20 protein-coding genes are annotated in these 26,355 nt (G+C 57.8%); 13 read left to right on the top strand and 7 right to left on the bottom strand.

Features of this window, described 5'->3' with window-relative positions; genetic code table 11:
* Nucleotides 1-57 precede the first annotated feature (57 nt).
* Both AC0B60_RS19200 and pdsR read right to left on the bottom strand, forming a co-directional pair.
* Nucleotides 58-2,082 carry an ATP-binding protein gene (locus AC0B60_RS19200; RefSeq protein ID WP_465087494.1) on the bottom strand — a complete coding sequence of 675 codons (2,025 nt, stop codon included), beginning with the start codon at nucleotides 2,080-2,082 and terminating at the stop codon, nucleotides 58-60.
* A gap of 3 nt (nucleotides 2,083-2,085) precedes the next feature.
* Nucleotides 2,086-2,787 carry a proteobacterial dedicated sortase system response regulator gene (gene pdsR, locus AC0B60_RS19195; RefSeq protein WP_465087493.1) on the bottom strand — a complete coding sequence of 234 codons (702 nt, stop codon included), beginning with the start codon at nucleotides 2,785-2,787 and terminating at the stop codon, nucleotides 2,086-2,088.
* A 213-nt stretch (nucleotides 2,788-3,000) separates the two neighbouring features.
* Here pdsR and AC0B60_RS19190 point away from each other — a divergent pair, with 213 nt between their 5' ends.
* From AC0B60_RS19190 to AC0B60_RS19170, 5 genes are all read left to right on the top strand, one after another.
* Nucleotides 3,001-5,166 (top strand): marine proteobacterial sortase target protein, encoded by a 2,166-nt coding sequence (locus AC0B60_RS19190; protein ID WP_465087492.1) that lies wholly within the window; start codon nucleotides 3,001-3,003, stop codon nucleotides 5,164-5,166.
* Nucleotides 5,163-5,774 (top strand): class GN sortase, encoded by a 612-nt coding sequence (locus AC0B60_RS19185; protein ID WP_465087491.1) that lies wholly within the window; start codon nucleotides 5,163-5,165, stop codon nucleotides 5,772-5,774. Before AC0B60_RS19190 ends, AC0B60_RS19185 begins: the two co-directional genes overlap by 4 nt.
* Before the next feature lie 47 nt (nucleotides 5,775-5,821).
* The gene (locus AC0B60_RS19180; RefSeq protein ID WP_465087490.1) at nucleotides 5,822-6,532 is read left to right on the top strand and encodes a lysophospholipid acyltransferase family protein; all 711 of its coding nucleotides are present in this window, start codon (nucleotides 5,822-5,824) and stop codon (nucleotides 6,530-6,532) included.
* Nucleotides 6,533-6,635: 103 nt separating this feature from the next.
* The gene (locus tag AC0B60_RS19175; RefSeq protein WP_465087489.1) at nucleotides 6,636-6,878 is read left to right on the top strand and encodes a GlsB/YeaQ/YmgE family stress response membrane protein; all 243 of its coding nucleotides are present in this window, start codon (nucleotides 6,636-6,638) and stop codon (nucleotides 6,876-6,878) included.
* A 2-nt stretch (nucleotides 6,879-6,880) separates the two neighbouring features.
* Nucleotides 6,881-7,282, top strand: a complete 402-nt coding sequence (locus AC0B60_RS19170) for an MAPEG family protein (protein WP_465087488.1) — start codon at nucleotides 6,881-6,883, stop codon at nucleotides 7,280-7,282.
* A gap of 54 nt (nucleotides 7,283-7,336) precedes the next feature.
* On the opposite strand, the gene AC0B60_RS19165 is transcribed toward AC0B60_RS19170, so the two are convergent.
* On the bottom strand, nucleotides 7,337-7,783 hold the full coding sequence (locus AC0B60_RS19165) for an OmpA family protein (protein ID WP_465087487.1): 447 nt from the start codon (nucleotides 7,781-7,783) through the stop codon (nucleotides 7,337-7,339).
* A 334-nt stretch (nucleotides 7,784-8,117) separates the two neighbouring features.
* Between AC0B60_RS19165 and AC0B60_RS19160 the strand changes: the two genes are divergently transcribed.
* Nucleotides 8,118-9,566, top strand: coding sequence for a rhomboid family intramembrane serine protease (locus AC0B60_RS19160; protein ID WP_465087486.1), 1,449 nt, complete (start codon nucleotides 8,118-8,120; stop codon nucleotides 9,564-9,566).
* Nucleotides 9,567-9,692: 126 nt separating this feature from the next.
* Here the strand turns inward: AC0B60_RS19160 and AC0B60_RS19155 are convergent, their stop codons facing one another.
* Nucleotides 9,693-11,006 (bottom strand): hypothetical protein, encoded by a 1,314-nt coding sequence (locus AC0B60_RS19155; protein WP_465087485.1) that lies wholly within the window; start codon nucleotides 11,004-11,006, stop codon nucleotides 9,693-9,695.
* Between the two features lie 260 nt (nucleotides 11,007-11,266).
* On the opposite strand from AC0B60_RS19155, the gene AC0B60_RS19150 reads away from it, so the two are divergent.
* Both AC0B60_RS19150 and acnA read left to right on the top strand, forming a co-directional pair.
* A complete protein-coding gene (locus AC0B60_RS19150; RefSeq protein WP_465087484.1) occupies nucleotides 11,267-13,096 on the top strand; it encodes an ABC transporter ATP-binding protein in 1,830 nt (609 codons plus the stop codon).
* Between the two features lie 202 nt (nucleotides 13,097-13,298).
* Nucleotides 13,299-16,058 (top strand): aconitate hydratase AcnA, encoded by a 2,760-nt coding sequence (gene acnA, locus AC0B60_RS19145; protein ID WP_465087483.1) that lies wholly within the window; start codon nucleotides 13,299-13,301, stop codon nucleotides 16,056-16,058.
* 58 nt (nucleotides 16,059-16,116) lie between these two features.
* Here the strand turns inward: acnA and AC0B60_RS19140 are convergent, their stop codons facing one another.
* The 3 genes from AC0B60_RS19140 to AC0B60_RS19130 are packed head-to-tail and all read right to left on the bottom strand — an operon-like array spanning nucleotide 16,117 to nucleotide 22,292.
* Nucleotides 16,117-18,036 carry an ATP-binding protein gene (locus AC0B60_RS19140; protein WP_465087482.1) on the bottom strand — a complete coding sequence of 640 codons (1,920 nt, stop codon included), beginning with the start codon at nucleotides 18,034-18,036 and terminating at the stop codon, nucleotides 16,117-16,119.
* Between the two features lie 6 nt (nucleotides 18,037-18,042).
* Nucleotides 18,043-20,487 (bottom strand): ATP-binding protein, encoded by a 2,445-nt coding sequence (locus AC0B60_RS19135; RefSeq protein ID WP_465087481.1) that lies wholly within the window; start codon nucleotides 20,485-20,487, stop codon nucleotides 18,043-18,045.
* Nucleotides 20,484-22,292, bottom strand: coding sequence for an ATP-binding protein (locus tag AC0B60_RS19130; protein WP_465087480.1), 1,809 nt, complete (start codon nucleotides 22,290-22,292; stop codon nucleotides 20,484-20,486). Before AC0B60_RS19130 ends, AC0B60_RS19135 begins: the two co-directional genes overlap by 4 nt.
* 106 nt (nucleotides 22,293-22,398) lie before the next feature.
* Here AC0B60_RS19130 and AC0B60_RS19125 point away from each other — a divergent pair, with 106 nt between their 5' ends.
* Genes AC0B60_RS19125 through AC0B60_RS19105 form a run of 5 tightly spaced genes read left to right on the top strand, consistent with a single transcriptional unit; the run spans nucleotide 22,399 to nucleotide 26,354 of the window.
* Nucleotides 22,399-24,096 (top strand): diguanylate cyclase, encoded by a 1,698-nt coding sequence (locus AC0B60_RS19125; protein ID WP_465087479.1) that lies wholly within the window; start codon nucleotides 22,399-22,401, stop codon nucleotides 24,094-24,096.
* A gap of 11 nt (nucleotides 24,097-24,107) precedes the next feature.
* Nucleotides 24,108-25,253: a response regulator gene (locus tag AC0B60_RS19120; protein ID WP_465087478.1), complete on the top strand. Its 1,146-nt coding sequence runs from the start codon at nucleotides 24,108-24,110 to the stop codon at nucleotides 25,251-25,253.
* Nucleotides 25,246-25,641: a response regulator gene (locus AC0B60_RS19115; RefSeq protein WP_465087477.1), complete on the top strand. Its 396-nt coding sequence runs from the start codon at nucleotides 25,246-25,248 to the stop codon at nucleotides 25,639-25,641. Before AC0B60_RS19120 ends, AC0B60_RS19115 begins: the two co-directional genes overlap by 8 nt.
* Before the next feature lie 2 nt (nucleotides 25,642-25,643).
* Nucleotides 25,644-25,964: a DUF2288 domain-containing protein gene (locus AC0B60_RS19110; protein ID WP_465087476.1), complete on the top strand. Its 321-nt coding sequence runs from the start codon at nucleotides 25,644-25,646 to the stop codon at nucleotides 25,962-25,964.
* Between the two features lie 18 nt (nucleotides 25,965-25,982).
* Nucleotides 25,983-26,354, top strand: coding sequence for a PA4575 family protein (locus AC0B60_RS19105; RefSeq protein ID WP_465087475.1), 372 nt, complete (start codon nucleotides 25,983-25,985; stop codon nucleotides 26,352-26,354).
* The last annotated feature ends 1 nt before the right edge of the window (nucleotide 26,355 follow it).

Raw genomic sequence — 26,355 nt, 5'->3', positions numbered from 1 at the left:
TGGGCCTATAACCGAACAATAAAGGCTTGCGGGCACTTCCGAAAGACGACTTGTGGCTTAAGACTCTGGTCGGGGGCGCGATGGCAGCAGTACTGTAAAGCGCACGCCACCGGTATCATCGCTGGCCATCACCTGACCGTTGTGGTGCTCGGCGATCAGTCTCACGATCAACAGGCCCTGGCCCAGGTGCCCTTCCTGATGGCCGGTCCGCACGGACACGAAGGGGCTGAAAATATCACTGGCGAGGTTCTCCGGCAGAGAGGAGGCTTCATTGAACACGCTCAGTTCCAGTTGTCGGGCGTTCTGCGTCAGCCGTATTTCAATGTTTCCCTGCGCTGGTGTGAAATCCCGGGCGTTGTCCACCAACTTGTCCAGAAGCTGAACCAGCAGTTCCGGGGAACCGTGGCACCGGCAACCGTTGGCAGGCCCGATGTAGTGAATACGGTGGTCGGGGTCCAGCTCCTGATAGGCGAGAGTGGTTTGGGAGGCGACTTCGGCCAGATCAAAGGTTTCCTTTTCGGCGTGGTCAAAGCTTTGTTCCAGCCGGGCTGCCTCGCTCATACCCTGCAATATCTGGCTGAGGCGGTCGGTGGCCGAACGGGCTCGCTCGATGTAGCTGGCCTGATCAGCCGGGTCTGTGGTTTGCCCCAGATTCTCCAGGGAAGAACGCACCACGGCCACGGGGGTTTTCAGTTCGTGGGACAGCCGCCGGGAGAAACTTTCCAGATAGTCCGTGTAGCCCTGAAGGCGGTCCACCATTTGACTGAATTGCCGTGACAGGTCGCCCAGTTCGTCTTTCGCTTTTGCGGGTGGCAGGGTGCCTAACACGCGGCCGTCATCGTCAACACTGGCACTGACAGCCCGCTGCAGTCGGGTAATACGCCAGGACAGCCAGCTGGCGTAACCCAGCAGAACCAGCATCAGGCCAATAATCAATAACACGCTGCGGGAAATGACCGAACCAAGGGTGCTGCCAGACAGCGCCAGCAACTGGTCCAGCGATTCTTCCAGAACCAGCATCCGGCCGTCACCCAATGGTTGTTTCACCAGCATGTAGGTGTCGCCGTCCCGGTGACGAACCAGCCCCTGTGATGGCAGTTCCCCGGCGTCCATGCGATGGGTGTCCGCATTCAGACGTGAAGGCTCAGGCTGGTAGAAACTCACCAGTGCCCGCAGGCCGTTCAGGCTGATGCGTTCCAGGATCTGCAGGGGGCTGAGGCTGTCGAATTCGGGCTCATCGGTTTCGGAGTTGCGGGTCTGGCGAGCGATTACCCAGCCGTCCGGCTCCAGAACCCAGGTACCCTGGCCCGGAGCAATCATGGCCGCAAGTCGGTTTTCGAGTTGTGGCATTCGGGTGACGATCTGGGCTGAGGTGGGGCCGGCAGAGACGCGTTCTTCACCGCTGTTTGCAGGCCTTTCCGCAGGCCATGTCACCTGGAAGCCAAGGCGGGACGAGGGAGCCGGTCGCGGCAATCTCAATTCAGCCTGGTAGCCGTTGCTGACCGCCTGCCAGTAGCCGCTGATGCGATAGTCTGCCGACCCTTCGCGCTCGGGATCAATGGCGTTGATGGCCCCTGGTGCCTGAGTGCGAATCAGGCGACGGGTTGTCTGTTTCTCGTCGATGACCTGGAGTTGGATCTGGTCATGGGGGTGCTGAGGGTTGCCGGGATTGAAGAAGTCAGCGGTTCTGCCGCTGACACGAATCAAAAGGTAGAGATGGGTTTGATCGACGGCAGCCTGCCAGGATAACTCGGGTCCGTCTTTGTCGATGGCTTGTTGTGTGCCTTGCCACTGCTGTCGGGATTCTTCCTCGTCGTACCCGGGCCAGTCGTCGCCATAACCATCCAGATTGGGGCTGCGGGACAGGAGGTCGGCATAGATAACGCGGGTGCCCGGCGCAACCGTTGGGCTCCCGGCAAGCTGTTCCGCGGCAAAACCGGCCGTACGTCCGGCCTGGCTCTGCAACTGACGGGCAGCCTGGTCACGCAGGGCCTGGTCCAGTTCCAGCACGAACTGCAGGCCCGCCCAGGGAATCAGCAGCATCAGCAGGCTGGCAATGAAGAGTTGGCGCTTAAGGGTCAAAACTCAGGCCTCATGGGCGTTCCAGCGGTAACCCATGCCATAGGCGGTGTGAATGCCGTCGAACGCGTCGTCAATCTGCAGGAACTTGCGGCGTATACGCTTTATGTGTGAGGTCACCGTGTTGTCGTCCAGTACCGTGCTGGCGGCTTCCATCAACTGGTCGCGGCTACGCACGTGGCCCGGGTGCTGAACCAGAGAATGCAGCATCCAGAATTCGGTGACTGTCAGGTCGATGGGCTGGCCGTTCCATTCCGCCGTCATACGGTCCACATTCAATGCCAAGCGGCCCCTGTGCACCACTTCGTCCGGTTGCTTCAGGGCCTCGGCCCAGGCATCGGCCCGTCGCAGCAGGGCGGTAACCCGGGCCAGCAGGTGGTCCATGCTCATGTCCTTGGTGACATAGTCATCGGCGCCCAGCCGCAGGCCGTGAACGGAATCGATATCGCTGTCGCGAGCCGTCAGGAAGATGATCGGTACGGTCTTGGACAGGCTGCGCAGGTCCTGGCACAGGGTAAAGCCGCCTTCGGGCTCATCGCCGAGTCCCACGTCGATAATGGCCAAGTCTGGCAGGGCAGTGCGCAATACCTGGAAAGCACTGGTGCGGTCACCATAGGCAGACACCCGGTACCCCCGGCGCTCGAAAGCGTCACGGTAGTTTTCCCGGATGGCGGGTTCATCTTCAATCAGCACGATGTGTCGCTTCATAACCGGCAACCATTCCCCTGTTAATACAGGTTCCTATTTAACCATGGCCTGTGGCCAGAACAAGGTAAAGCGGAGGGTTTGCCACAATTCATCATTTTTTTATCGCCGGATCGCCAGATTGTGGCACCGGATCGCCGCTTCCATGGGCTGAAATAGTCGCCAGTTGCCACCAGGCGTGCTTTTTCAAACACAGTGATACAAGGAAGCGAAACAATGCTGTTGACCAACCTGGGACCCTATTCACCAACCGCCCCGAATGGTGGGCGACAGAGTGCTGGTATGACAGGGAGCAAGGTCTCCCCCCGGCTGCGGCGCTGGCTGGAGGGGATTTCCCTGTGGCTGGCAGTGCTGCTTTTCCTGTTTGTGCACCCGGTGTACGCGGAGGCCTCCGAAGCAGGACGCGAAGGCGCCGGTGAGTTTCATTTTGTCGATGACGCCGGCCAGCGACTGGGCTCCGCCACTCTGCTGACCACAGACTACAAAGTAACCGTTAGCGGTCTGATTGCAGATACCCGCTTGCGCCAAAGCTTTCGTAATACCAGCCAGCAGTGGCGGGAAGGTGTGTATGTGTTCCCGTTGCCGGATAACGCGAGCGTGTATGGCATGACCATGACCGCCGGCGAGCGGGTGATTGTGGGCGAGGTCCACGAAAAGCAGGAGGCCAAACGCCAATACACCAAGGCGAAGGAGGAAGGTCGCAAGGTGGCCCGCGTGGACCAGCAACGCCCCAACCTGTTCACCACCCGCATGGCAAACATTCCCCCCGGCGAAACCATTACCGTTGAACTCAACTACCAGCAGGCGGTGCGTTACCAGTCCGGCGAGTTCGAACTGCGCTTGCCCACCACGCTGACACCGCGCTATATGCCTGGCCAGGCACTGGACAACGAGCCCGCGCAGTGGTCGGGAGGTTGGGCCACGCCTACCACTACCGTGCCGGATGCCGATCAGATCAGCCCGTTCACGGTGCTGCCGGAAGATGTAGGGCCGGACAGCCACCGGGCCACCGTTGCCCTGGAAATCAGCGCCGGCCTGCCGGTGAGCCGAGTATCGAGCCCCAGCCATCGCGTGACCAGTACCTGGAACGGCAACACCGTGGAGGTGGCGCCCGAATCCCGGACCGTGCTGATGGACCGGGACCTAATTGTGCGCTGGGCACCGGCCCGGGTTATGGAGCCCGCAGCCGCGGTGTTCCAGGAACAGTGGCAGGGTGAGGACTACCTGCTGGCGTTGGTGGTGCCCGGCGTTAATGGAAATCAGCGGCTGCCAAGAGAGCTGGTGTTCGTGATCGACACTTCCGGTTCCATGGCTGGCGAGTCGATCCGTCAGGCCCGGCAGGCGTTGCTGCGGGGGTTGGACACACTCGATGCCGATGATCGCTTCAACGTTATCCAGTTCAACAGTCAGACCCACGCCCTGTTTATGGAAGCGGTTCCCGCCAGTGGCAATAACATTGCCCGGGCTCGTCGTTACGTGAAAGGGCTGAATGCCGATGGCGGTACCGAGATGGCCCCGGCGCTGGATGCCGCGCTCGAGACGGCCGGTGATACGGCTGGTGATAGCGGCGACGAGTCCCACGCCAGGGTCAGGCAAGTGGTGTTTATTACCGATGGCGCCGTCGGCAATGAAAGTGCCCTGTTCGGAAGAATTCGTGATGGGCTGGGCAGCAGCCGGCTGTTCACCGTGGGCATCGGTTCTGCTCCCAATATGCACTTCATGCGGGAAGCCGCACGCTATGGCCGCGGGACCTACACTGCCATCAGTGACCTATCGGACGTGGCCCGCCCGCTGGACGAGCTGTTCGGTAAGATGGAGGCGCCGGTGCTGACTGATATCGCGGTCAGTTGGCCGGACCAAACGGCTGCAATCGAAGCCTTCCCTGACCGAATTGGCGATCTATTCAGGGGGGAACCCATGGTGCAGGTTGTGCGTGGCCTGCCGGCTGAAGGCGCGCTCGATGTTTCCGGGCGTCTTCCGGATGGCAGTCGATGGCAACAGTCGCTGAGCCTCGAACAGGCCGCCAACGGCAAGGGCCTGCATCGCCACTGGGCAAAACGGAAAATCGATAGCCTGATGGATAGTGGGCTGACCGGCCAGATTGATGACGATGCGGGGCAGCAAGTGACCCGTCTGGGGCTGGAACATCAGTTGATGACAAAGTACACCAGCTTTCTGGCCCAGGACAAAACCCCTTCCAGACCGTCGCAGGAGGCCCTGGAAACCGACAGCGTGCCCACACTGCTGCCCGCCGGGAGCCAGGGCACCATGTTGCGATACCCCCAGACCGCAACCATGTCTCCCCTGCTGATCGCTATTGGCCTGATTGGGCTGATGTTCTCGGCTGCGATCACGCTCCTGAAGCGGAGGGTGTACCCATGAACCGATTAATCCTCCTGTTGGCGACAACGTTTGCGACTGTCCTTGCGGTTGGCCTGTGGATTCCATTCAAGGCCCTCGTGGCGCAGGAGCTTCTGGAGCTGGCTTGGGCCGAAAGCCAGGCACGGCAGCAGGAAACCCGGCCCTGGCCCTGGGCAGATACCTGGCCAGTGGCCCGTTTGATGGTGCCTGAAACCGGTCAGTCACTGATTGTGCTGGACGGAGCTCACGGCGAGAGCCTGGCCTTCGGGCCGGGGCAGGTGGTGGGGAACGACGGCCGGGCGGGCCCGGTGGTAATTGCGGGCCACCGTGATACGCATTTCCGGGGGCTGCAGCACCTGGAAACCGGCAGCCGGGTAAAGTTGCAGGATCGCGATGGCGACTGGCGTTCATTCCGGGTGGACCGTATCCGCGTTGTCGATAGTCGGCACGAGCAGATCAATACCGCGCAGTTGCCCAGGGATTCGCTGTTGCTGGTGACCTGTTACCCGTTTGATGGCCTGGAAAACAATGGTCCGCTACGCTATGTGGTGGAGGCCACAGCCGAGTCCCTGGTGACGGCCGATAAGACCGTTAACGTGCTGGCTCGGGAGACTGTTGCCGGAACCTGATTTTGGCGTACACTTGTGCGCCAAAAATTGCATCAGGATTGTTTTTAATGGGAATGCCGAGAAAGTTGCTGGCCTGGCTGATGGTGCCGGTCATCTGTCTGTTCGCACTGGTTCTGTATGTCGCCCGGCCATTTAATCCGGACAATAACCGCTTGCTGGCACGAACGATTGCCCGCGTCGGTCGTTTGCTCCTGGGTATGGAGCGCCCTCTGGAGGGGGTCGACAACATGCCGAAGGACCGGCCCACGGTTGTTATTGCCAATCACCAGCACAACGATGATCTGTTCGTGATGGGGGATTTGCTGCCACCCCGCACGGTGACGGTGGGTAAATCGTCGCTGATATGGATCCCGTTTTTTGGCCAGGTGTTCTGGCTCGGAGGCAATGTCATCCTCAACCGGGGTCGCTCTCACAAGGCTGTTGCGGTGATGCAGGCGACCAGCGAGGCAATCAGCCGTGACCGCAAGAGCCTCTGGGTATTTCCGGAGGGCACCCGCAGCCGCGGCCGGGGCCTGCAATCGTTCAAGAAAGGTGCTTTCCACGCGGCCGTTGCCTCCGGTGCGCCCATCACCATGGTCTGCGCCAGCCAGTATTATGATCGTACCCTGGGATGGTCCGGTCGTCGCGAGCCGGTTGCCATTCGGGTGCTCCCTCCGATTGAAACCGCAGGGCTCACGGTTACGGATATTCCCCAGTTGATGGCCCAGTGCCGCGAGCAAATGGAAGCAACCATCGCAGACCTCGAACCAACCCTCTGAACGTGTCCCACGAAACTGCCTGCTTCCTTACGGAAGTGCTTGAAGCGCCGAGTAAAACAGGGCAGTCTTTCGGGGACTGTTTCGCTGCTCGGAGATGCATGCAATGAACCTTATTCTGTTTCTGATTATTGGTGGTGTGGCCGGTTGGTTGGCAGGCCTGATCATGAAGGGTCGTGGCTTCGGCGTACTGGCCAACATCGGTATCGGTATTGTCGGGTCCGTTCTGGGCGGTTTCGTTTTCCGACTGTTGGGCCTGGCTGCGCAGGGGGCCATTGGAGAACTGGTTACTGCCACGGTGGGTGCGGTGTTGCTGCTTGCCGTTGTTAGCGCGATCAAGAAGGGCTGATTATGATCGTACCTGTCTCTGCCGTTTTTGCGGCCGTTCTCGGCCTGCTGTTGCTGGTGTTGTCGGGGATGGTCTCCCGTTTCCGTCTGAAGTATAAAAAAAGTCTGGGGGTCAACGACGACCAGGACTTCCAGGCGGCTGTCCGTGCTCAGGCGAATCTGGTGGAATACGCCCCCCTGGGGCTGGTAATGCTCGCGATTGCTGAGTTGAACGGCGTTCCCAGCGGGCTGGTGTACTGGACGGGGATGGCCTTTGTGGTGGGGCGTGTGTTGCATGCCTTCGGCATGATCAATGGCCGGGGTGGCCCCCATATTGCCCGTATGACAGGTATTCTGCTGACCTGGGTTGGCATCCTGGCCATTGCTGTATTGCTGCTCTGGAACGTGTTCCAGGTCTACGGCTGAGTCTCCCGCGGGGGCGACGCGGCCCCCGGATCTCTCATTTGTAAGGCAGGGCTCCTAGAGCGCCCGTGCCATTTCCATGGTGACATATTCCAGTTCCAGCCGGCGGTTGGCGGCGTGGTCTTCCGGGCGCGCCAGCGGGCGATCACTGCCCCAGCCACTCACCAGAACCTGGCTTTCTCTGACGCCTTCGCGAACCAGAAGTTTGGCTGCGCTGCTGGCCCGCAGGCGGGACAGGAAATGGTTGTATTCACTGACGCCGAAATTGTCGGCATGGCCATGGATTCGCACTGAAACCCCCGGGTTGTGTCTCAGGTAGAGCGCGTGCTGACGCAGGATGGCCAGATCCTGCTCATCCAGGCGGTGCTTGTTGAAGCCGTAGTGGAACCGCAGCCGGTGTGGTTTGCGGGGTGTGTCGTCCGATGCCAGTGAGGGCATTGGCAAGCCTGATTCGATGGCCGCTCTGGCAAGTAGATCCGGGTTGTCCAGTATGAGTACAGTCATGGCAGTTTCCTTGGTTGCACGTCCTGTTTTTCTTATTGTCCCGGCAACTATTAGCTGTGGCCGAGACAACGGCAATTGGCGATTGGTCGAAACCCATACTCCGTGCTCGTTTCGAGCATCGTGCGATTCGCCCCTTTGCGGCTGCCCTGATTGAATGTCATTTGTATGACCATCGTGTGACAACCGCAGAGTAGCCTGTTTGTGGTGCCGCGCACAGTTTGTTTTGCCCGTGGCCGGCTAAACCGCTTCAGAATCCATTACAACGCGAAAAACTGGCCATGCTGTGGTAAAAAGCACCTCTCAAGGGACAAATTATGATGAATTGTGACGGCCCATGCTGATTATCCCCGCCGAAAATACCGTGAACTGGAAGCGCCCACCCTGGGTTACCCTCGGGCTGATCACGACGTGCCTGCTGGTATTTTTCTTTTATCAGGGCGATGACAACCGGTTGATTGAAGAGGCCGTCGAGCAGTACCTGGAATCGGACCTGAAGTTGCTGGAAGCTCCGGTGTACGAGGACTACCTGCAACGTCAGATCCGTTTTGAAGGGGATGAAGACCGAGTCTACGAACTGCAGAGTTTCCAGCAGTTACGACAGGAAGGCGAGGACATGTGGCTGGCCTATAGCCTGCTGTCCGACCGTGAGTTCTACCAGTACATGTTGAACAACCAGGATGTGCTTTGGGCACCGGCGGAACGCAGGCGCTGGATGGAGCAGCGGGGCGAGATCCAGGGCCGTCTGATCGACAAGCTCAGTTCGAACCAGCTAGGGCTGGTGCCCGCGGAGTTTTCTCTCTATACGCTGATTACCTACCAGTTCCTCCACGGCGGTTGGGGACACATCATCGGTAACCTGGTATTCCTTTTCCTGCTGGGGTTCACCGTTGAAAAGGCTCTTGGCCCAGGGCGTTTCCTGCTGGCGTACCTGTTGTGTGGTGCATTGTCTGGCGTGGTGTTCACCGCGTTTTCCATGGGTAGTCACATCCCACTGGTGGGCGCATCCGGTTCCATTTCCGGGCTGATGGGCATGTACGTGGCCATCTACGGGCTGCAGAAAATCCGCTTCTTCTATTTCGTCGGTGTGTACTTCAACTACTTCCGTGCTCCGGCGTTGGCAATCCTGCCTGTATGGCTCGGCAAGGAAATCTACGATTACTGGTTCGCCGGGGCCACCGGCATTGCCTACATGGCCCATGCGGGTGGTTTGGTAGCTGGTGCAGGAATGGTCTGGTTACTCGGCAAGAGCTGGTTGCAAGTGAAGGAGGAGTTTTTCGAGCCAGAGGAAGACGAACAGGATGAGCGTTTCACCACCGGCTACAGCCAGGCCATGGCCAGCCTCGGACGCATGGATTTCGACCTGGCCCGGCGCCAGTTCGAGGCGCTGCGGGAGCACTACCCGGACCGCACCATCCTGTTGGAGCATCTTTACCAGTTGGCGAAGTTGCGCCCGGAATTGCCACAATACCGCGAGCGGGCCCGGGAACTGATGAACGAGTCCCTTAGCCGACGCCAGCCGGAGCGAATGGTTGAAATCTGGCAGGAATACCTGGGCAAGGGCGAGGGCCACGCGCCGCTTGACGCAGAGGATCACAACCGGGTGTTGTTCACCTGCCTGCGTAATGACGACCTGAAAGCCGCGGAGAAAGCCTTTGAACGCCTGCGCAGTGCCGGTGATCAGCTCCTGGCCAGCGAAGCCTGCCGCTTGCTGGCCGAGGAGTTCGAAAAACGCGAGATGACGCCCAAGGCTCGCCACTACAGGCAGTTGTTGCAGCAAGCCTAACTCGTTGCTGGACTGCCGAGTGCCGGGGAAGCTTTTCCAAAACCGTGCGTAGCCATGGATGGCGGAGCCGAGCGTACAGGGATGTATTCACAGCGTGTTTTGGTAAAGCTTCCCCGGTACTGGGCTTTACTCCTGAACTGCGAAAGAAGCCTTCGGGCCTTTCAATGGCTCCCGCTTCTCGACCTGCTGCAGGTACACATCGACCTGCTGGTGCAGGGGATGGTTCAGGCATCGCTTCTTGACGAAGTTCAGGAAGGCCGACGCTTTTTCCCACTGCCCCAGGCCATTCGCCAGCGCCTGAGCGACCAGCAGATAAGCCGGGGCCAGCTCCTCGCTGTCCGGGAAGCGCTTGTGGAAATCCTGCAGCAGCTTCAGTGCCGGTTTGAAGTGTCCACGCTGGTAAAGGCAGCGGGCGCAGCGTACCGACAGTTCCGGGTCGTCCAGTCGGAATCCCGGCTCCACTGTGTCGATAGCCGCCAGCAACGCTGCTATACCCTCGCCATCGTTCTGTTCCGCCAGCATGTTCAGTAACCGGGGGTGATACCGATACAGTTCCGGAACATCGTTGCGGGCGGTCAGCAACTGATGCAGTTGTCCCAATCGCAGGGTGTTCTGGGAATCCCGTTTCAGGGCTTCCTTGAGCATAGACTGGACTCGGTCGTAGTTACCGTCCTTAAGGTTCATATCAATGTCGGCGTCAAACCGTTGGGTGCGGTCGCGGTTCTGCATTTCTCCGGCGTTTTCGTCATCCTGTAGATCGCTGGCAAATCCCAGTTCCTCCTGGTACTGGAACAGCAGGTAGCCCAGCATGTGGAACAGGATCAGCGTAAAGGTGCTGTTGAGAAAGCCCGCCAGTGTGCGGGCAACACCCGGAGCGAAGTGGGTGAGGGCGAAATCCTGGGCCGCCCCGGACGCCAGGGTCAGCAGGATCAGGTAGCCATACAGCAGGAAGTAGGGCGTGCCGATGCGCGAGATCAGTACCGCCAGGTTCATGGGGTTTACTGCGGCCATCACCGAGCGCTCCATGGCCAGCACCATGATGCTGGCGGGCAGGGCCAGGATCACGAAGGCCACGGCCAGGAACATCAACAGCGGCCCGCCGACCATGGCAGCGGCCGCCACCATGCCGCCCATAAGCGCAAACACCAGTAGCTGCAGGATCACAATGTCAAACCCGCTGCCGGTGAACGCCACTGCTACCGGAGGCGGTTTCATATGACCCTCGGCGGTGTGGCTGATAACGGCGTAGGTATACTTCAGCAGTGCCAGGGCGAGCACCAGCGTGATAATCAGGCCGATGAGGTTGCCGCTGAGGAGCAAGGGCACCAGCGTGCAAATGGCAATGACCATCAGTGGATCGGTGTGGAACGGGTAGCGGAAGAATGCGCCGATCCGGTTCCAGAATGGCACTGCCTCCGTGGCGGCACCGAGATAGCGCATGGCACGGCTGCAGTGAGGACACAAGGCGTGTTGTTTTCGAGTGTCTGCATCCGGCATACAACGGGCGCAGTAGTGTATCTGGCAATCACCGCAATGCCATTTTGCGGGTTCGCCGGGATGGTAATGGCAGTCGTGTTTCACAATGGGCCCGGTTCTGGTACATCGAGGGTTTGAGGGGCAATGATGGCAGAAGGTCGGGTAGACTGTCACCGAATTTGCTGCGTACCAGTATGGGTGGACATCGCATTAACGGAGGTTTTTTGGAGCAGGCGGCGGATCTGAACCCGGTCGGGCCGGATAGCACTGGTCGTAACGACAATCGGTACACCTGGCGGGGCATCCTGTCCCTGGCCCTCAAACACAAACCGCGGTTGGTGAGAGCGAACATGCTCGCTATCCTGGCCACGGTGGTCAGCGTGCCTATTCCGCTACTGTTGCCGGTGCTGGTGGACGAAGTGTTGCTTGATGAGGCTGGCCCGGTGTTGCCTGTGATGCAGGCGATGCTGCCCGAGGCATGGCACCTGCCCACGGCTTACATTGGCCTGATGGTGTTAGCGGCATTCCTGCTTAGATCGCTGTCGCTCACCTTCAACGTGCTTCAGTCCCGTGAGTTCTCCAAGATTTCCAAGGATGTGGTATTCCGTATCCGTTCCCGACTGCTGGGCCGGCTGCAGCGGGTGGCTATGTCGGAGTATGAAACCCGTGGCTCAGGCGGTATCACCAGCCATTTCATTACCGACCTGGACACCATCGACCAGTTTCTGGGCACTACGATCAGCCGGTTCCTGGTGGCAAGCCTGACGGTTCTGGGCACCGCCATTGTATTGATGTGGGTGCACTGGCAACTGGGGCTGCTGATCCTGCTGTTCAACCCGTTGGTCATCTTCGCCACTATGCTCATCGGCAAACGGGTCAAGGAACTCAAGCGTCAGGAGAATAGCGCCTACGAGGATTTTCAGGGCGACCTGACGGAGACCCTGGACGCAATCCACCAGCTCAGGGCTGCCAACCGGGAACAGCATTACCTGCGCCAGTTGATCAGCCGCGCCCGCACGGTTCGCGACCATGCCATACAGTTTGAATGGCGCAGCGATGCAGCCACCCGCGCCAGCTTTGCGCTGTTCCAGTTTGGTGTTGATACCTTCCGCGCGGCCGCGATGGTGACGGTGCTGTTCAGTGACCTGAGCATCGGCATGATGTTCGCCATTTTTGGCTACCTGTGGTTTATGCTCACACCGGTACAGGAAATGCTGAATATGCAGTACGCCTGGTTTGCCGCCAACGCGGCGCTGGGGCGCATTAACCGATTGTTGGAGCTGGAAGAAGAGCCCCGTTATCCAGCATTGGAGAATCCCTTCCGGGGCCGGCATACCGTTGGCCTGACCCTCAAGAATATCCACTTCAGCTATGGCGAGGAAGCCGTGCTCAAGGGCATTGACCTCCACCTTGAGCCGGGTGAAAAAGTCGCGGTTGTGGGCGCCAGCGGTGGCGGAAAATCCACCCTGGTGCAGGTCATCTTGGGTATGTACACACCACAACAGGGGCAGGTACTGCTTGGCGGAGTGCCGGTTCAGCGCATCGGGCTTCCCTGTCTGCGGGAGAATGTGGCCACTGTGCTACAGCACCCAGCCCTGTTCAACGACACCGTGCGACAGAACCTCACCCTGGGCCGTGACAAGAGCGATGCCGAACTGTGGCAGGCGCTCACCATTGCGCAACTGGACCGGACCGTGGCGGACATGCCCCACCAACTGGACACCATGATTGGCCGCCAGGGGGTGCGCCTGTCCGGTGGTCAACGCCAGCGGCTTGCCATTGCACGCATGGTGCTGTCGGACCCTTCCGTGGTCATTCTTGACGAGGCCACCTCCGCACTGGACGCCGAAACCGAATTTCAACTGCACCAGGATCTGGAGGCTTTCCTGCGTCAACGCACCACCCTGATCATCGCCCATCGTTTGAGTGCCGTGAAACAGGCCGATCGTGTCTACGTGTTCGAAGACGGCTACATCACCGAGGAAGGGCATCACGACGAACTGATTGCCCGGCAAGGGCTTTACGCCCAACTTTACGGTGACCGACAGGCTTGATGGGTGTGTAGGTATTCATCGCCGCAATACCGAACATTCACGGAACCGCAGTTGAAGTCTCGTTAATCGGTGCAATAGTTATAGGAGACTTTCAAAACCAGGGTCTTTGCATCAGTCTATTGCCATCTGCGGTCAGTACGCTGATGCAAAGGCTACTGCTAAGCCTTCCGGAATCTTCGGATAATTAAAAAGGAGGCACCTCATGTCAAAACAAAGCCTGAGTAAAGACAGTCTCAATACCCTTTCCAGCCTGGAGGCTGGCGGCAAGACCTATCACTATTACAGCCTGCCCAAGGCTGCCGACACCCTTGGCAACATCGACAAGTTGCCGTTCTCCCTCAAGGTGTTGCTGGAAAATCTGCTGCGCAACGAAGATGACGCCACCGTGGACCGGGGCCATATCGATGCGATGGTTCAGTGGATGAAAGACCGGAGATCCGATACCGAAATCCAGTTTCGTCCCGCCCGTGTACTGATGCAGGACTTCACCGGTGTGCCCGGTGTGGTGGATCTGGCGGCCATGCGGGAAGCGGTCAAGTCAGCCGGCAAGGACCCGGCAATGATCAATCCGCTGTCACCGGTGGACCTGGTGATCGACCACTCGGTGATGGTGGACAAGTACGGTGATCCGTCGGCCTTCAAGGACAACGTCACCATCGAAATGGAACGCAACCAGGAGCGCTATGAGTTCCTGCGCTGGGGGCAACAGGCGTTTGACAACTTCCGCGTGGTGCCGCCGGGGACCGGTATATGTCACCAGGTGAACCTGGAGTATCTGGGTAAGACCGTGTGGAGCAAGGACCAGGATGGAAAAACCATCGCCTACCCGGACACCCTGGTGGGAACGGATTCGCACACTACCATGATCAACGGCCTTGGCATCCTCGGCTGGGGTGTGGGTGGTATTGAAGCGGAGGCGGCGATGCTGGGCCAACCCGTGTCCATGCTGATTCCCGAAGTGGTCGGTTTTAAAATCACCGGCAAATTGCGGGAAGGCATTACTGCCACCGACCTTGTGCTGACCGTCACCGAAATGCTGCGCAAGAAGGGCGTTGTCGGAAAATTCGTGGAATTCTACGGCGATGGGCTGAAAGATATGCCCGTTGCTGATCGGGCCACCATTGCCAACATGGCACCGGAATACGGCGCCACCTGTGGTTTCTTCCCGGTGGATGAGCAAACCATCAAATACATGCAGCTTACCGGCCGCGAAGATGATCAGCTTGAGCTGGTGGAGGCCTATGCGAAAGCCCAGGGCCTCTGGCGCCAGCCCGGTCAGGAGCCGGTATACACCGACAACCTCGAACTCGATATGGGTGACGTCGAGGCCAGCCTCGCCGGCCCCAAACGCCCGCAGGACCGGGTTGCCCTGAAGAACATGAAGGCGTCGTTTGAACTGCTGATGGAAACCGCCGAAGGACCGGGGGAGTCTCGCGAAGGTAAACTGGAATCAGAAGGTGGTCAGACCGCGGTTGGCGTACAGGACAGTTACCATCATGCCGCCAGTCAACCGATGGAAATGAACGGCACCAAAACTCGTCTGGACCCGGGTGCGGTTGTGATCGCCGCGATTACCTCCTGTACCAATACCTCCAACCCGAGTGTGATGATGGCCGCAGGCCTGATTGCCCAGAAAGCCGTGGCCAAGGGGCTGGACACCAAGCCCTGGGTGAAAACGTCGCTGGCACCCGGCTCCAAAGTGGTGACGGATTATCTGAAAGTGGGCGGCTTCCAGGATGACCTGAACAAGCTGGGTTTCAACCTGGTTGGCTACGGCTGCACCACTTGTATCGGTAATTCCGGCCCACTGCCCGATGCGGTTGAAAAGGCCATTGCCGACGGGGATCTCACCGTGGCTTCGGTATTGTCCGGTAACCGCAATTTCGAGGGCCGCGTGCATCCGTTGGTGAAAACCAACTGGCTGGCATCGCCGCCCCTGGTAGTGGCCTACGCCCTTGCCGGTAACGTTCGGCTCGATCTTTCGAGCGACCCCCTGGGTGAAGACAAAGACGGTAATCCGGTTTATCTGAAGGATTTGTGGCCGAGCCAGCAGGAAATCGCTGAAGCGGTCGAGAAGGTGAAGACCAGCATGTTCCACAAGGAGTATGCGGAAGTCTTCGACGGCGACGATACCTGGAAGGCGATCAAGGTACCTGAAAGCAAGGTGTACGAGTGGTCGGGCAAGTCCACCTACATCCAGCATCCGCCGTTCTTTGAAGGCCTGAAGGAAGAGCCGGATGCCATTGATGATGTCAAGGATGCAAACATCCTGGCGTTGTTGGGGGACTCGGTCACCACCGACCATATTTCACCAGCCGGGTCATTCAAGCCTGATAGTCCGGCAGGCAAGTACCTGCAGGAACGGGGCGTGGAACCGAAAGACTTCAACTCCTACGGTTCGCGCCGGGGCAACCATGAGGTGATGATGCGTGGCACCTTCGCCAACGTGCGCATCAGGAACGAGATGCTGGATGGCGTTGAGGGTGGGTTCACCAAGCACATCCCCACCGGTGAGCAGATGCCCATCTACGATGCGGCAATGAAGTATCAAGAGGAGAGCACGCCGCTGGTGGTGATTGCCGGCAAGGAATACGGCACTGGCTCCAGCCGTGACTGGGCTGCGAAAGGTACCCGCCTGCTGGGCGTGAAAGCCGTAGTTGCTGAGTCCTACGAGCGGATTCATCGCTCCAATCTGATTGGTATGGGGGTGATGCCCCTGCAGTTCCAGGATGGCGTTGACCGTAAGAGCCTGAAGCTGACAGGAGAGGAAACCATCAGCATCAAGGGCCTGTCCGGTGACATCAAGCCGGGTCAGAAACTCGAAATGACGGTGACTTATCCGGACGGCAAGACCGAGACCTGCGAACTGTTGTCTCGGATCGACACCGCCAATGAAGCGGTCTATTACCGCCATGGCGGTATCCTGCACTACGTTGTGCGGGAGATGCTTAAGTCGGCATGACTGTAGGGTTGTAGGGCCCGGCGGGTTCACCTGCCGGGCCTTAATGCCCTGTTATCGATTACCCCGTCACTGGCAGTTCCAGCCAGAATGTTGCGCCCTCGCCCGGCGTGGATTCATAGTCCACCGTACCGTTCATCCGTGTTATCAGCTCCCGTGTGATCGCCAGGCCGAGCCCGGTTCCGCCCCTGGTTCTTCGGTCCGACGCATCCGCCTGTGAGAACTTCTGAAAAATGTGCGCCCGAAAATGTGGGGCGACACCCTCGCCATGGTCTCTGATACACAGACGAACCGACTCTCCACTCTGGCGGGCGAAAATGTCGACGCACGATCCTGCCGGAGAAAACTTTATGGCGTTGGACAACAGGTTGGTGATGGCCTGGTTCAGACGCTGACGATCCACATGCACCGTCAAGGCTGGCAATTCAGACACCTGAAGGTCAATGTCCCACTGTTGGGCGAAGGTTGCGATGTTTTCAACGCTCTCGTGAACAAGGTCCTGCAGAGCATAGTTCTCACTACGGAAGGGCATTTTGCCGGCCACAAGTTTTTCCATATCGAGTAAGTCGTTGATCAGGAAGGTAAGCTGCTGGCTGTTCCGATAGGCAATGTGTGCCAGTTTCGAGGCTTTCTCCGGCAGCTCGCCAGCGGCATTGTTGGCGAGTAGTCCGAGGGAACCAGAGATCGAGGTCAGTGGGGTGCGAAGCTCATGGCTGACCGTGGAAATGAACTCGTTCTTCAGATGATCGACTTTCTTTCGTTCTGAAATATCCTCGGTGATCAGCCAGATAACGGGTTCATTGCCGTAATAGTCCAGTTGCAGCCCATGGAGCATGATGGGGGCGAGTTCGTGCCCAGGCGTCATGAAATAGCCTTCACGGCCGCTGAGTCTGGCGTGTTCCTGAAGGGTTTCCTGAACCCCGGGTTTGTTTGCCAGCGGCTCTCCGTGGACATCAAGCGGTTGGTCGAAAAAATCCAGCGACTGGACGGATTTGCCAAACTGGCTTTCGAACGTTGGATTTGCGCGGAGCAGTCGATGGGAGGTGACACTGAACAGCCCGATGCCCATGGGTGCCAATTCGAACAACCCCCAGAGGCGCCGCTGCATCTCGCGATCCCTCGACATAAGGTTGGTGAGCCAGAAAACAACACCGCCGACAAAGATCAGCATCGCGAACAGGCTGCCACGGAAAAACCAGGGCTGACTGGGGTGGTCTGGCCAGCCTCCGACGGGTTCGGCAAACACCACCCAGGTAGCGCCCCTCATGCGAATCGTGCTTTTGACTGGATCTTTCCATTGAAAGGGGCGCGTTGAGAAAAAAATTGACTGGGTGTCGTTGACGTCGGCCGACGACGAGATCGCGACATTGAACTCGTCTTGCAACGTATCCAGCCCTATCGACGAGTAAAGTTTCTGAAGGTCCAGTATCACTGAAATAACACCCCAGAAATCGCCCGAGGCCTGCTCGAATATGGGAACTCGCCCCGCCAGCCCTTGCCCGCCCTGAACCAGGTCAATGGGGCCGGTGAACACCACGCGCCGGGTGTCGAGCAGCATTTCGATCTGATCTGGCGATAAGCTCTGTGCGGTCAGGTCGAGACCGATCGCAGTCCGATTGCCGTCCAGGGGGTAGACATGTCGAATCACGAAATCCGGAGCCAGGCCAAGATTTCGGAGCTCCGGTGCCAGGCTGAAGATGACCGACGCCAGTTCCCGGAACCGTTGCCCGTCGATATCGGGTTGTATTGCGACGTTGGCGGCCAGCCCCCACACAGTCTGAATGTTCTGCAGGATGGCGCTTTGCAACTTGAGGCTTATCTCATCCGTCTTTTCCTGCCATTGCTGACGGACATCGTTTCGGTGGCTGGAAGAGCTGGACGCATCAAGGGAAACCGCGACAACAATAACCAACAGCAGGGCGCCCAGTCTTGAAGCCCAGATCAAACGATGAAACACGTTGGCCCGCGTTTGTGCCGCCATTATCGATTACCCATCGCTCTCGTCGGGTTTGATATCCAGCCAGAACGTCGAACCGTAGCCCTCGGTCGACTTGAATCCCACACCGCCCCCCATTTGAGACATAATCTCCCGGGTAATCGCCAGCCCGAGGCCTGTGCCACCGCGGCCTCGGGTGTCGGAGCTGTCAGCCTGGGCGAACTTCTCGAATATCCGAGGCCTGAAGGCGTCCGGTATGCCTGTGCCATAGTCCGTGACTTCGATGCGAAAAAGGCCGTCGTGAATGTGTGTGAGTACAACAACATCGGCTTCCTGCGGGGAAAACTTGATGGCGTTGGACAGTAGATTGTCGAGCGCCTGGCCCAGGCGCCGGGCATCGATAACGGCGTTGACCCGGGGATGGTGGTTCTCAAACCGAAGTGAGACTTGCCAATCAACCGCGTAGGTTGACGCCCTGTCCAGGCTGTCCTGAATGATCGCGCTGATGTTTTCGCTGTGCATCCGCAGGTCCATTTTGCCGGAGATCAGCTTTTCCATATCCAGCAGATCATCAATCAGATGCCTTAACTGATCGCTATTGCGAGCCGCGATAGCCACCATGGTCTTGACCTTGTCAGGCAGGGAGCCAAAAACGCCGCCCGCGATCAACCCAAGGGAGCCTGATATGGAGGTCAGGGGGGTTCGTAATTCATGGCTGACGGTGGAGATGAACTCGCTTTTCATCCGGTCCACCTTGCGGCGCTCGGATATGTCCTCGACCAGCGACCACACCAGCGGCTTGCCTTCGATACGTTCGATTATGAAGCCCTGAAAGAGGATCGGGAGCCGAGTGCCGTTCTTGCACATGATTTCCTGCTCGACGGGACCGAATCGCCCGCGTTCCTTTAGATCAATGATAGCCTGCTGTGTTTGTTCGTCGAAGGCTCTGGGCGTGACATCCCAGTAGTTCAGCCCAAGGAATTCTGAATAGGAATATCCCGTAAAATTCAGGAGCGCCGCGTTTACATCAAGGTTTCGGCCGCTCCGGAAATCGGTGAGCAGTATTCCGATCGGTGAAAGCTCGAAGAACGTGCGCAATTGTTGTTCTCGCTCCTGAAGCTCAAGCTGGGCGCGTTTTCTTTCATGAATGTCGGCAATAAAGCCGTGCCAGATCGAGCTGCCGTCTGGTCGCCGCTCAGGGGTTGCCCGGCCCTGGACCCATTTCCAGGACTCTCCCGGTGTTCTGATTCGGTACTGACAGTCCCATACGTCCAAGGTCTCCCGGGATTGACGGATAGCTTCCTCCACGGCACTCAGGTCGTCGGGGTGTATGGTTTCAAAGGCCGCCGTTGCATCGTCTTCGACGTCCTCCGGAGCAAGGCCATAGATGCCTCGGATGCCCTCGCTACTATATAGGAATCTCGAATGGCCACTCTGTTCTTCGAGATACTGATAGAGCATTCCGGGAACGTTTTCCGATAGCTTTCTCAGCGTATCCTCGTGGGCGTTCTGCTGGAGGAGGGATGCCATCCATTGCGCCAGCCATACGATGAATACACGGTCCAGGTCTGTGAACGGTCTTGGCCTTGGCGAAACCGATGAAAAATTGAGTGTTCCGAAAAGTTTGCCATCAAACTCTATTGGCGCGGCGATATAGCTCTCGAGCCCCATTTGGGCATAGCAGAACTGGTTTCGGTATCGAGAATCGGCCATATGGCTGATGGCCAGATGGTCGCCCTTTTCGAGCATCAGAGCGCAATAGGTCTCCTCGACCGGTAATGACAGGCCGACATCCAGCGCTGAATCTTCGGGTGCTCTGAACCATCGAACGGTGTAAACGTCACTGGTGACCTCACTGACAATACCGGTTTCCAGTTCAAGATGTTGACAGCCGAGATCAAGCGCGATGTCTATTTTCTGGTCCAGAGGAGCAGAAGCATCCACTGTCAGGTTGTTTAGTGCACTCAGAACCCGGTTGTTTTCAAACTGTTCATGGCGGAGCTTCTTGGCCTCGAAATCATTGATTTCATTGTCCACGCCCCGTGCAATTTCCAGAAGCAGTGCCCGCTGGGTGTCGTTGAGCGATCTTGGTTGGGTGTCGATGATACAGAGAGTACCAAGGCGATACCCTTCATGGTTGTGGATTTGTGCGCCAGCGTAGAAGCGTATATGAGGTGGTCCGGTAACGAGTGGGTTGTCGGCAAATCGGGAATCTTCGAGGGTGTCCTCAACGATAAACAGTTGATCGCTGAGGATGGCGTGGCCGCAGAAGGAGACGTTTCTCGGGGTCTCTTTGGCATCCAGGCCCTGGCTGGATTTGAACCATTGTCGCTTGTCGTCAACCAGTGATACCAACGCGATAGGTACCTCGAAAGCCAGTTTGGCCATCCGGGTAAAGCGATCGAATCGCTCCTCTGGTGGCGTATCGAGCAGGTGAGTCCGCTTCAGGGCGAGAAGCCGTAGTGCCTCATTGAGTGGGTTTTCTGGGGTTATCATGAGTTTTCTTCCCCATCAGCGATCGCCAGCGATGCTTTGTCGGAAGCGGGAATGTCGACCCAGAAATGCGCACCCTGATCGTTATAGTAGCCAATTTCAGCATTCATCAGTGTGGCCAGTTCACCGCATATGGCGAGCCCCAGCCCCGTGCCCTTAACCGATCTCGTTGTGCCGGTCTCCGCTTGTGCAAATCGTTTGAATACGCTGTCGGCAAAGGAATCGGGCACGCCCGAGCCCTGGTCACTGACGGTGATCCGTACCCATTCCGGAGAAGGGCTTCTGGCGCTTATCCTGACAGCGCCCCCTTTGGGCGAAAATTTGATGGCGTTGCTGATGTAGTTGTCCAGAATCTGCCGTAGCCGGTGTTTGTCACAGAGTACGAACAGCCCATCACATTCCCCTGACGCAAGCTGGACATCATATTCGGTCGCCATGGTGATGTTGTCCTGAACGGCACCGTGCAGGATCGGGGCAATAGCTTCAGTCTGGATGAGTACTTTGAGGCTGCTGTCGGACAGTTTGTTGAAATCGAGCAAGTCCGCCACCAGCCGTTGCAGGCGTTCTCCATTCCTCAGTGCAAGGCTGGCCATTTCCTGGCTTTTGTCGTTGAGCTGCCCGGTTACACCAGAGGTGAGCAGTTTCAGCGCTCCGGTCAAGGATGTGAGCGGTGTGCGAAGTTCGTGACTGACGGATGACATGAAGTGATCCTTGAGCCGGGCCAGGTTGTCTCTTTCTTCCAGAAGTCGGTTGAAGGCGCTGGCCAGATTTCTGACCTCGGGAATACCGGCTTCGTCCAGTCGCATGGCAGAGTCCGGTTTTTCGGCCATACGCCGTATTCGATCGGCCATTCGGTCGAGTGGCGACATGGTGTTTTTGACCAGCAGGTAACTTAACGCGGCGATCACCAGGGTAATCAGCAGGCTGATACTGAAGAATCGGAGAAAAGACTGCCGGGCAGGTGTTGTTGCCTGGTCATAGGGCACGGCACGGACAAATACCCATCCCAGCCGTTGCAGGTGATTGGTGGCGTATATCAGGCGTTGGCCACCCTGGCCAGTGATCTGCCCGAAGGTGATGCCGGATAACGCTGCGTCCGTCAGCGCATCAGCGCCGGGAGATGGCAGGGGTTCGATACTCTGGGAGCCCCTGCCGGAATCAACGTACAGAAAATTTTCTGTGTCGATGATTTTCTCGATACCCTGTGATCCATACAAACCCATGGCGCGTTTTGCCGGTAACAGGCTGGTCTTACCCAGATCGAGGGTGCCACCTGCAAACCCGAGCAAGTCTCCGTCATCGGTTTCGATGGGGGCCAGAAAAGACAGCAGTGGCCTGCCAGTGGTCCGCCCGATAATGGGTTTACTGACTATGGGCTTTCGTTTTACCAAGGCTTCCTGGAAGTGTGGGCGATCCAGATAGCAGGTACCAAGACGATTTGGGACGTAAACATTTTCTGCCACGGCACATCCGTTCTCATCGAAAATGAGAAGAGCCGCCGGAAACAAATCCTGGATTGCCGTTTGGCGATTCAGCGCTATCGCCAGAGCATCTTGGTCTGGAAGTTTGTCGTCGGCAAGTTGTGAGGCGAACGTTGCCAAAGCATTCAGTCGAAGCTGCAGCTTCTGGTCGACCTGCTCCGATGTTCTTGCAGCTTCGAGAATCTGGCGATGGGTTAGCAGGTCTTCGAAGTCCTGCACCAGGGCCTGGTAAGCGATTGCAATAATGGCCAGGACGGTTACAAGACTGCCGCCGCCAATAATCATGGCTACGCGACTACTAAGGGAGAGCGATTTGCCTGATCGCAATGAAGTGCCTCGCTGTTGCGTTTTGCAGGATAATGTTCTGTGATGAAAGAAGATTAGCCTAGTTGAACCGGTTATATTAGTAAAAAATCGAGGCCTCAGACCTTTTATGGGAACAGATCCAAAAGCGGATATCGCGGACAAACTCGCGCAATTGCGACTCAGCTTTCGTGGTAAGGCGGAGGGCGAACTCGATCAGTTGAGCAAAGTCGCTTCAAGGATGACCGGGGGTGGTCAGGGGCAGCGCCTGCTGCGTGGCGATGTGATGGCGGCCTACCAGCTGCTTCATCGCCTGGCGGGTTCTGCCGGGACCTTTGGATACGCAGCGTTGGGGGCGGAGGCCCGTAGACTGGAACAACGCCTGAAGCCATTGGTGGAAAAGTACCCGGTACATGCCGACAACAGCCCGGATGTTCCCGGCGAGGAAACCCCGCAGGTAATAGATACCCTGGCGCAGGCCGGGCACCTGCGTTCTTTGCTGGACGAAACGTTGGTAGCAGCAACCCGCCGCACCAATGATCCTGAGCGACTAAATAATCATTACAGTCTGACGGCCTCGGATATTCATGTGGTCCTGTGTGGGTTGTCAGAAGGTTCGCAGGTGTTTCTGGAGTACGCACTCTCAAACTACGGTTTCTCGATATCGCGCCAGGAGGCCGCCTCGCTCTCACTCAGCGAGACGCCGGGAGTGACTCTTGTGGTGACTGATGAGGACGCACTGTCAGCGGTATCAGCAGCTCTTGATACGAAGGCCGGGAACGAGAACTCACTGAAACCACCGCTCATCTGCATCGGCCGCAGGGATGATTTCCGAAACCGGTATATCCTGGCCGATACCGGGGCAGATGCACTGATTACGGAACCGGTTGATGCGACCATACTGGCGGAAAACATTGAGCGTTTGATCAGCGAACAGAGCCGGACCGTGTCCGGAAAAATCCTGATCCTGGATGACGACGAAGATCTTGCAGGGCACTACCGGGCGGTTCTGGAGGGAGCGGGTTTTATCGTTCGCGCCATCAGCAATCCCGAGACGGTGTTGTCGGAACTTTCGGAATTCTCCCCGGACATCATGCTGCTGGACGTTCGTATGGGGGTTTATTCCGGGCCAACAGTGGCGAAGCTGGTCCGTTTTGATCCCGAATGGGTAAGCCTGCCGATCATCTACCTTTCGTCTGAGCAGGATAAGCAGGTTCAGCTCGAAGCCATGGCAAAAGGGGCTGATGAGTTCCTGACCAAACCAGTGTCCGACAGCTATCTTGTGCGCGCGGCCCAGATCCGCTGCTATCGCGCCCGTCAACTTAACGAGCTCTTGATACGGGACAGTCTTACCGGCCTGCTGAAGCACTCGTTCATCAAGCAGGAAGTTGATAAGGAACACGCCCGGTGCAAACGACTGTCACATTCTTCCGTTGTCGCCATGCTGGACCTGGACCATTTCAAGAAGGTGAATGATCAACACGGGCACAGAACGGGCGATATCGTCATTAAAGCACTCGCAAGCCTGCTCAGGCGACGTTTGCGTTCCACCGACATGATCGGGCGGTACGGTGGGGAAGAGTTTGCGGTGGTTCTGCCGGAGTGCTCGACTCAGGAAGGGCAGTCGGTAATGACTCAGATCTGCGCTGCGTTCGCAGACCTATCGTTCAACAGTGATGGCGTCAGCCTGTCGGTTACCCTCAGCGTCGGTATTGCCGCGCTGGGTTCATTTGAGTCCGGTAGCGATGCGCTCAATGCAGCGGATCAGGCCCTTTACGAACGAAAGAAAGCGGGCAGGAACGGCGTGACCATTTTCCATCAGGGATGAAGCGTAACGTTATGAAGGCACTTATTCTGGAAGATGACACCCTGTTGGCTGATCTGCTGGAAACGGTGGTTGGCGGGCTTTATCCGGGAATTGATATTTTCGTAACGGCATCTGTCCGGGGTGCCCTGGCACATTGGTCCAAACACGGTTCTGACCTGATGATCATCGACTGGAACCTGCCGGATGGCTCCGGCCTTGAGGTTATTCGCGCTGTCCGCGAGAAGAGCAGCAAGACAGCTATTGTCATGATCTCCGGCCGGGCTGACAGGGAATCGGTTCTGAAAGCTGCGCGCTATGGCATCAATGGCTATGTCAGCAAACCGTTCAATGTGGAGATGGTGTACGAAAGACTGACAGCACTGGTGGATCCAGCAGACTTTGATCGGGAGTCGCAACCCGACCTGGAGCCCCTGCTGCAGACGTCGGTGGAGTCCGTTATTCAGCTGCCTTCGGCCATTGATACGGCTCGGGTTCTCGAGTTGATGGAGCGAAAACAGGATATTTCCCCATCGCAACTCGCTGAGCGGTGGAATGGCGAGGTTGCGCTGACAACTCGTCTGCTTGATGTGGCCAATAGTGCCTCGTTCCAGAAAACCGGTGAGCCGGTCCGCAGTCTGCGTGACGGAATTGCAACCATGGGTGTGGATATGGCTTTGCGGCACGCTATGGCAATGTCGCTGGACATCTGCGGCCAGTTACGTGATGCCCGTTTGGCGAAAAAAGCGACAGGCTTTCTGGAAACAGCCGAAAAGGTGGCCCAGGAGGCCGTGCGGATTGCGCTGCGTATCGGAGTCGATCAATCCGAGGTGCATACGGCGGCACTGCTCAGCCGGGTAGGCGAACTGGCTGTGCTCAAGGTGATGCAGCAGTGCCTGGATCGCAAAGGCCGGGTTTCCGATGAGCAGATTGAGGACGGATTAAAGGCCTGGGCTCAGAATTATGGGAATCGTCTCAAAGTGCAGTGGCATTTGCCTCTGCAATTGCGGGAACTGATCGGCGCCGTTCATTTTCTGCCTCGTGACGCCACGAGCGAGTCAAAACTGGTTATGCGTGCCTCCGCCTTGATAGCGGATGGGCAGAATCAGGGCGAGGAGTGTTTGCGTTTGCTGCGCAGACTGGGGGTGGATAACCACGATAGGGAGTCTGACGATGACTAGCCAGGTTACAGAGCTTCAGCGAATTCTGTATGTGGAGGACGATGCCGACATTAGGGCCGTGGCGGAGCTGGCACTGGAAACCGTTGGGGGATTTTCGGTAAAGAGCTGCAGTTCCGGCCAGGAAGCCGTAGCCGAAGCACCGGATTTCGCTCCCGAGCTTATCCTGCTGGATGTTATGATGCCGGGCATGGATGGCCCGTCAACGTTCCATGCGCTGCGGGAAATCCCCGCATTGAGGACGACACCTGTGGTGTTCATGACCGCTAAGGTGCAAACTGAGGAGGTGGCGTTCTACAGGGAGTTGGGAGCGGTTGACGTGATACCAAAACCATTCGATCCCATGACTCTTGCGGATCAGATACGTGAAATATGGACGTCCAAGGTGTGAATATGGTTACGAAAGAATCGCCAGAGGCACTCAAGCACAAACTCAATCTGGAAACGTCCCGGATCAATTGGCATGACCTGCAGGTTTATTATGCACGTGGTCATGTCGTGAAAGTGATCCCGGAGCTGGATCTTCTGGATGTGGCGGCAGAACTGTCAGCGGACAACAAGGCCCAGTTTGAGCGTTGGTTGGCAGACAACAAAGTGGGCGATGTTGCTCCGGATCTTGCCCGCCATTGGTACGATGACAACACGGAACTCTGGGCGGTGGTGATTGCACCCTGGGTGCTGGTGCAGGACAGGTCCGGGCATGTACTTCACTGAAACTCCTGGAATCAGGCTGTGAAACTGCATTATTTTCATGGGCGTGGCCCTCTACGGGCACTGGTCATGGTACGGGAACAGCGCCGGGTAGAGCTTTTCATCAAGCCAGTCGGTGAGGACGTCTGGGCATTGGTGGCACTCAGCGGCTCGGTGGACGGTCAACCAGAGAAGCATCGCTGCCAGGGCCCCTATCGTTCCATTTCCCAGGCTGAAGCGGTGCTGCGCAGTGTCGCGGGTGCGCTGATGGGTCAGGATTACCAACCACAACCCAACGACTATGTGGTCTGGTCGGTGATGGCCCAACGCCTGGCGCGCACCATCCGTACCGATCGCGATGCCAGCGCCGGCAAGTTTCATTTTGATCCCGATCAGTACGAACCTATCGGCTGAT

It is taken from the genome of Marinobacter sp. V34 (assembly GCF_055524115.1).
Note: the sequence above shows the minus strand (reverse complement) of the source record. Positions and strands in the feature narration are given on the sequence as shown.

Excerpts from the sequence above, each read along its gene's own strand:
- AC0B60_RS19120 (WP_465087478.1), top strand. The coding sequence starts at position 24,108 with ATGAAGGCACTTATTCTGGAAGATGACACCCTGTTGGCTGATCTGCTG.
- AC0B60_RS19115 (WP_465087477.1), top strand. The coding sequence starts at position 25,246 with ATGACTAGCCAGGTTACAGAGCTTCAGCGAATTCTGTATGTGGAGGAC.
- AC0B60_RS19160 (WP_465087486.1), top strand. The coding sequence starts at position 8,118 with ATGCTGATTATCCCCGCCGAAAATACCGTGAACTGGAAGCGCCCACCC.
- AC0B60_RS19155 (WP_465087485.1), bottom strand. The coding sequence starts at position 11,006 with ATGCGCTATCTCGGTGCCGCCACGGAGGCAGTGCCATTCTGGAACCGG.
- AC0B60_RS19190 (WP_465087492.1), top strand. The coding sequence starts at position 3,001 with ATGCTGTTGACCAACCTGGGACCCTATTCACCAACCGCCCCGAATGGT.
- AC0B60_RS19165 (WP_465087487.1), bottom strand. The coding sequence starts at position 7,783 with ATGACTGTACTCATACTGGACAACCCGGATCTACTTGCCAGAGCGGCC.
- AC0B60_RS19180 (WP_465087490.1), top strand. The coding sequence starts at position 5,822 with ATGGGAATGCCGAGAAAGTTGCTGGCCTGGCTGATGGTGCCGGTCATC.
- AC0B60_RS19170 (WP_465087488.1), top strand. The coding sequence starts at position 6,881 with ATGATCGTACCTGTCTCTGCCGTTTTTGCGGCCGTTCTCGGCCTGCTG.
- pdsR (WP_465087493.1), bottom strand. The coding sequence starts at position 2,787 with ATGAAGCGACACATCGTGCTGATTGAAGATGAACCCGCCATCCGGGAA.
- AC0B60_RS19135 (WP_465087481.1), bottom strand. The coding sequence starts at position 20,487 with ATGATAACCCCAGAAAACCCACTCAATGAGGCACTACGGCTTCTCGCC.
- AC0B60_RS19175 (WP_465087489.1), top strand. The coding sequence starts at position 6,636 with ATGAACCTTATTCTGTTTCTGATTATTGGTGGTGTGGCCGGTTGGTTG.
- AC0B60_RS19110 (WP_465087476.1), top strand. The coding sequence starts at position 25,644 with ATGGTTACGAAAGAATCGCCAGAGGCACTCAAGCACAAACTCAATCTG.
- acnA (WP_465087483.1), top strand. The coding sequence starts at position 13,299 with ATGTCAAAACAAAGCCTGAGTAAAGACAGTCTCAATACCCTTTCCAGC.
- AC0B60_RS19140 (WP_465087482.1), bottom strand. The coding sequence starts at position 18,036 with ATGGCGGCACAAACGCGGGCCAACGTGTTTCATCGTTTGATCTGGGCT.
- AC0B60_RS19185 (WP_465087491.1), top strand. The coding sequence starts at position 5,163 with ATGAACCGATTAATCCTCCTGTTGGCGACAACGTTTGCGACTGTCCTT.
- AC0B60_RS19125 (WP_465087479.1), top strand. The coding sequence starts at position 22,399 with ATGGGAACAGATCCAAAAGCGGATATCGCGGACAAACTCGCGCAATTG.